At 71.5% G+C, this 5098-nt stretch carries 4 protein-coding genes and 2 pseudogenes; 4 read left to right on the top strand and 2 right to left on the bottom strand.

What is annotated here, in order from left to right; all coding sequences use genetic code 11:
• Positions 1–508, top strand: a 508-nt coding sequence (locus NON22_RS20040) for an alpha/beta fold hydrolase (RefSeq protein WP_257388746.1), incomplete at its 5' end; no start/stop codon positions are given.
• Between the two features lie 100 nt (positions 509–608).
• On the opposite strand, the gene NON22_RS20035 is transcribed toward NON22_RS20040, so the two are convergent.
• Both NON22_RS20035 and NON22_RS20030 read right to left on the bottom strand, forming a co-directional pair.
• A complete protein-coding gene (locus NON22_RS20035) occupies positions 609–992 on the bottom strand; it encodes a response regulator (RefSeq protein WP_257388745.1) in 384 nt (127 codons plus the stop codon).
• 48 nt (positions 993–1040) lie between these two features.
• Positions 1041–3419 (bottom strand): catalase, encoded by a 2379-nt coding sequence (locus tag NON22_RS20030; protein ID WP_306673923.1) that lies wholly within the window; start codon positions 3417–3419, stop codon positions 1041–1043.
• Between the two features lie 641 nt (positions 3420–4060).
• Between NON22_RS20030 and NON22_RS20025 the strand changes: the two are divergent.
• The 3 genes and pseudogenes from NON22_RS20025 to NON22_RS20015 all read left to right on the top strand — a co-directional run.
• Positions 4061–4243: pseudogene (locus tag NON22_RS20025) on the top strand (KGG domain-containing protein); the annotation flags it as partial.
• Positions 4244–4381: 138 nt separating this feature from the next.
• Entirely contained in the window at positions 4382–4690 is a 309-nt protein-coding gene (locus NON22_RS20020; protein WP_257388744.1) for a hypothetical protein, read from the top strand.
• Positions 4691–4706: 16 nt separating this feature from the next.
• Positions 4707–5098, top strand: a pseudogene (locus tag NON22_RS20015) (hypothetical protein); the annotation flags it as partial.

Genomic DNA, 5098 nt, shown 5'->3' with positions numbered 1-5098 from the left:
GGACGTGATGCGGCGCCTGTCCGCGCGCGTGCGTGCGATCGCCCGCCGCACGCGGCGGCGCGTACGCATCGTCGGCTGGTCGCTCGGCGGCCTCATGGCGCGCACCGTCGCCGGCCGGCTGCCGGCGCACGTCGAACGCGTCATCGCGCTGGGCTCGCCGCTGACCGCCGATCCCGGCGCGAGCCACCTGTGGCACCTCTATGCCTGGCTCGGCGGTCTTTCGCCGCGGAGCCGCACCGTCAAGGCGCTGCTGCGCGACGGCCGGCAGGCGCCGGTCACGTCGATCTTCAGCCGCAGCGACGGCGTCGTCGCGTGGCAGGCGTCGGCGCAGGCGCCCGGCGTCTGCCGCGCGGTCGAAGTGGACGCGACTCATCTCGGGCTGATCGTGAATCCGGACGTGCTCGAGCTCGTCGCTCGCGAGGCCGTCCGCCCGGTCGGCGCCGGCGATGCGCCGTCCGCGACCAACCTCCGCAAGGATGTCCGTGGCGGAACTGCAGTGGCCTCTTGAGCTCCGGGTGATCCGCCACGGCGAGAGCGCCGGCAACGTCGCGCGCGACGCGGCCGAGCTCGCGGGCCGGTGCGCATCGCCGCCGATACGCTGATGCCGGTCAATGCCGCGTCGCGCTCTTCGCGTCGCCGAGCGCGTCGAGACAGCTTTCGAGCTTCGCCGGGTCGATGGGCTTGTGCCAGACCTCGTCGAAGCCGCACCGCAGGCAGCGCTCGACGGTTTCGGGCCGCCAGTCGCCGGTGATCGCGACGAGGTGCGCGGCGGACGAACGCTGCCGCAGCGCTTCCGCGACGTCGCAGCCGTCGAAGCGCACGAGCGAGACGTCGAGGAACACGAGATCGGGACGCGCGTCGACGATCTGCGCGACTGTCGCCGAGACGCCGCGCGGCTCCACGACGGTGGCCGCGCAGCCGGCCAGCCGCACCAGGGCGGCCAGGGTTTCGGCGAATGCGAGATGGTCGTCGACGACGAGTATGGAAAGCATCGGAGCACCCCCGGACGCTGCGGCGAAAGATCGACTCATCGCGGCGCCTCAGACCAGCGGCGGGTCGCGCTCGCGATCGAAATGCCGATGCAGCGCGAGCGCCGCGACGAAGCGCTGCGGCAATCCGTCGGCCCAGGTCGGCGCGATCAGCAGGCCCGTATCGGCCTCGTCGGCCGGAATGCCGGCCCTCACGAGCAGCGCGGCGCCGCTGCCGATCGCGAGCAGCGTCTTGCAGTGGCGGTACTGGTCCTTGAGGAATTCCGCCGCGCGGCCGTCGCGCTCGAGCGCCGGCATGTCGCCGTCCGGCACGATCACGCCGTCGAACAGGCAGCTCGGCTCGTTCTCGAGCGAAGCGTCCGCGTCGATGACGCCGGTGCCGGTGCTGCCGACGACGCCGATCCGCGGGCCGACCAGACGCGGGACCGCGCCGGCCTCGAACAGCACGCGCTGCAACGTCGTCACGATCGCGCCGTTGACGCCGTCGGCGACGAGGATGGCGACCTTGCGCGTGCGCACGCCGGTTTCGCCGGGCCGCGCGAGCAACGACAGCGCCGGCGACCGCGTGACCTCGGGCTCGCCGGCCGGCGGCGGCGTCACCGGCGGCATCGGCTCGGGCAGCGCCATGCCGAGGCCGCCGGCGACGCGGCGCGCCAGATCGTCGTCCACGTTGCGCAGCATCGCGATCATGCGCTCGCGGACCGCCGGCACCGTGACCTTGCTGAGCTCGAAGCGGAACGCGGCGGCGATGTGCGCCTGCTCGACCGGCGACTGGCTCCGATAGAACAGCGTCGCCTGCCGGTAATGCTCGGCGAACTTCTCCGGCTTGCCGCGGACTTCGTCCTGCTGCACCGGCTCGGGAAACGACACGAAGCCTGCGCGGCCCGCCTGGAACGGACAGCCGCCGCCGAGCGAGTTCGGCTCGTAGGACACACGGCCGCGATGGATCGCGCGCCGGTGCAGGCCGTCGCGCTGGTTGTTGTGCACCGGCGCGACCGGCGCGTTGATCGGGATCTCGTGGAAGTTCGGTCCGCCGAGCCGCAGCAGCTGCGTGTCGACGTAGGAATGGATGCGTCCGGCCAGCAGCGGGTCGTTCGTGAAATCGATGCCCGGCACGACGTGCGCGGTGCAGAATGCGACCTGCTCGGTCTCGGCGAAGAAATTGTCGGGATTGCGGTCGAGCACGAGACGGCCGACCGGCGTGACCGGCACGAGCTCCTCGGGCACGATCTTGGTCGCATCGAGCACGTCGAACGAGTACGCCTGCGCGGCCTCCTCCGAAATCAGCTGCACGCCGAGCTCCCACTGCGGGTAGTCGCCGGCTTCGATCGCTTCCCAGAGGTCGCGGCGATGGTAGTCCGGGTCCGCGCCGGCGATCTTGACCGCCTCGTCCCAGACCAGCGCATGCGTGCCCTGCAGCGGCGTCCAGTGGAATTTCACGAACGTCGACGCGCCCGCGGCGTTGACGAAGCGGAACGTGTGCACGCCGAAGCCCTGCATCATGCGGTAGCTGCGCGGGATCGCCCGGTCGGACATCAGCCACAGCAGCATGTGCGCGGACTCGGGCATCAGCGACACGAAATCCCAGAACGTGTCGTGCGCCGAGGCCGCCTGCGGCATCGCGTGGTGCGGCTCGGGCTTCAGCGCATGCACGAGATCCGGGAACTTCATCGCGTCCTGGATGAAGAACACCGGCATGTTGTTGCCGACGAGGTCCCAGTTGCCCTCGTCGGTGTAGAACTTGACCGCGAAGCCGCGCACGTCGCGCGCCGTGTCCTTGGAGCCGCGTTCGCCGGCGACCGTGGAGAAGCGCACGAACACCGGCGTGCGCTTGCCGGCTTCGGCGAACGGCGCGGCGCGCGTGAGCTCGGCCAGCGACGCGTAGTTCTCGAAATAGCCGTGCGCGCCGGAGCCGCGCGCGTGCACGATGCGCTCGGGAATGCGCTCGTGATCGAAATGCGTGATTTTCTCGCGCAGGATGAAGTCCTTCAGCAGCGCCGGTCCGCGCAGGCCCGCCTTCAGCGAGTTCTGGTTCTCGGCGACCGGAACGCCCTGGTTCGTCGTCAGCCGCCGGCCGCCGCCGTCGGCGCGCACGGACTGCAGCGGCGCGATCGTCGCGTTGACGCCGGGTTCGGCGGCCTCGCCGGTCTTCGCCGATCCGTTGCCCTCGCTGAGCGTGCTGGCGCCGGCGTCCGCACGCGGCCCGATGTGCGGTCCTTCGCGCGGATCGAGCACGCGATCGCGACCGAACTCGGCCGCCTTGATGCGGTTGGACGGAAACGCCGCGGCCGTCGTGTTGACCGCGATCGCGCGCTCGGCCAGCGGATCGCCCCCGCCGCTCTCGCTCGGATTGCCCGGCCCGCTATCGGTATTGCGCGCGGCCGCGGCCGCGGCGACGGCGGCCTTGTCGTTGAGGTCCATCGAAGCCATGAGCGTGCTCCCGAGCGGCGCGCCGCCAACCGTGACGACGAGACCGGTGACTGGTAAGGAGCCTGCGTTCCGCAATTGCCGTGCCAGTCCGCTCATCGCGCTCGCCGTGCTGTCATTGCGCCGTCTGCGCGGCAACGGAGGCCGCGAATGCGGCACGCCGGCCGGCCGCGCTGAGCAAACTGCATGTCGCGGGCGCCGGGGCGTTGCAGAACGCCGTTCGTCGCGACGGCATGCGGCCCGACAGTCCCGGCAGCCGCGGCACGGACACGCGGCCCGCCGCACACCGGCAGTCACACGCGACGCTATCGGCCGGCACACGCGCCGCCGGCCGCACGGTTGCCGGCGAATTTTTTTCTGTATTTTTTTCCAGAATTTCTCGCGCACGGCGCGAATTTCCGCGCTTTGCTGGCAGGCCCGCGGGCCGCTTCGCGATGGCACATCACTTGCCACATCGTGCCGGCGCACTGTGCGCAGTACCGTGGAGAGAGAGCGTGGCGAACAACCAGAACAATCCGGATCGGAGCAACCAGGACAACCAGAACCAGGCGAGCGGTCGCGGCCAGGGCGACGGCGGCGGCCGCGGTCAGAACGACGGCAGCAGCCAGAGCCGCGCCGATCAGAGCAGCCGTCAGGGCGACGGCCGCGGCTTCGCCGGCATGGACGAGGACAAGCAGCGCGAGATCGCGAGCCAGGGCGGCCGCGCCGCGCACGAAAGCGGCAACGCGCACGAGTTCACGTCCGGCGAAGCGCGCGACGCCGGCCGCAAGGGCGGCGAAGCCCGCAGCGGCGGCGATCGCGCGAGCGGCGGCGACGAAGAGGAATGAGGCATCGGCAAGAACGCAGCCGCGGCACCGTCCGCGCCCCGCGCGGCCGGGCTGACCGCTGACAGGTAGTGATCGGAACGGTCCGGCAGCGCGCCTGCGCATCCTGTCGCCGGACCGTTCCGTGATTCGACATCGAGCGTGCTGCCGCGCGGATCCGCTTCCGCGAACGGCGGCAACGCGCTCGTCGGCAACGCCGCCGGCACGCAACGGCCGGCGGCGCACGAAGCGCAGACAAGCGCGACAGCGCCGTTCTCGACGACTCGCCCCGACCACGCATCCCGCGACCACCCGTACACCGTGCTGCGAATGCGGCGTTTGGGAATGAGGGAATTTGTCCATCTGCGGCGCTTTCAGGAATCGGACGCGCGGCGCGGCCAGTCACGACTGGCAGCGGCCGGCGGCGTCCTGCGCAGCCCGTCGTCGATGGGCGGCGCCCCCTTCCCCTGACTTCGCGGAGCGCAGCATGAATCCCACCGATACTCCCCTCGGCAGCAGCGTCGCCGAGGCATCGCCTCCTTCGTCCGTGTCGTCCGCCGCCGAGGCGGCGCCGAACGACTATCCGCAGCAGTTCGCCTATCGCGACGCGCCTTACGTGACCACCGTGCCCGCCGGCACGCAGCAGCTCGTGGTCAGCATCGCCGGCGGCTACGGCGGCTACGGATCGGGCAATTCGGGCGGCCCGGGCCATGGCAGCCGCATCACCGCCGTCGTGCCAGTCGTGCCCGGCGAGCAATTGACGATCACCGTCGGCGGCGCCGCCCACGGCACGCATCCGGGCACGGGCTTCCGGCCCGGCGGCAGCGGCGGCAAGGGCGGCAACGATCCCGGCGCCAACGGCGGCGGCGGCGGCGGCTC

Origin of the sequence: Tahibacter caeni (assembly GCF_024609805.1) — a bacterium.
In the GTDB taxonomy this organism is placed as follows: domain Bacteria; phylum Pseudomonadota; class Gammaproteobacteria; order Xanthomonadales; family Rhodanobacteraceae; genus Tahibacter; species Tahibacter caeni.
Note: the sequence above shows the minus strand (reverse complement) of the source record. Positions and strands in the feature narration are given on the sequence as shown.

Coding starts and splice junctions, on each gene's coding strand:
- NON22_RS20035 (WP_257388745.1), bottom strand. CDS start 992: ATGCTTTCCATACTCGTCGTCGACGACCATCTCGCATTCGCCGAAACC.
- NON22_RS20030 (WP_306673923.1), bottom strand. CDS start 3,419: ATGGCTTCGATGGACCTCAACGACAAGGCCGCCGTCGCCGCGGCCGCG.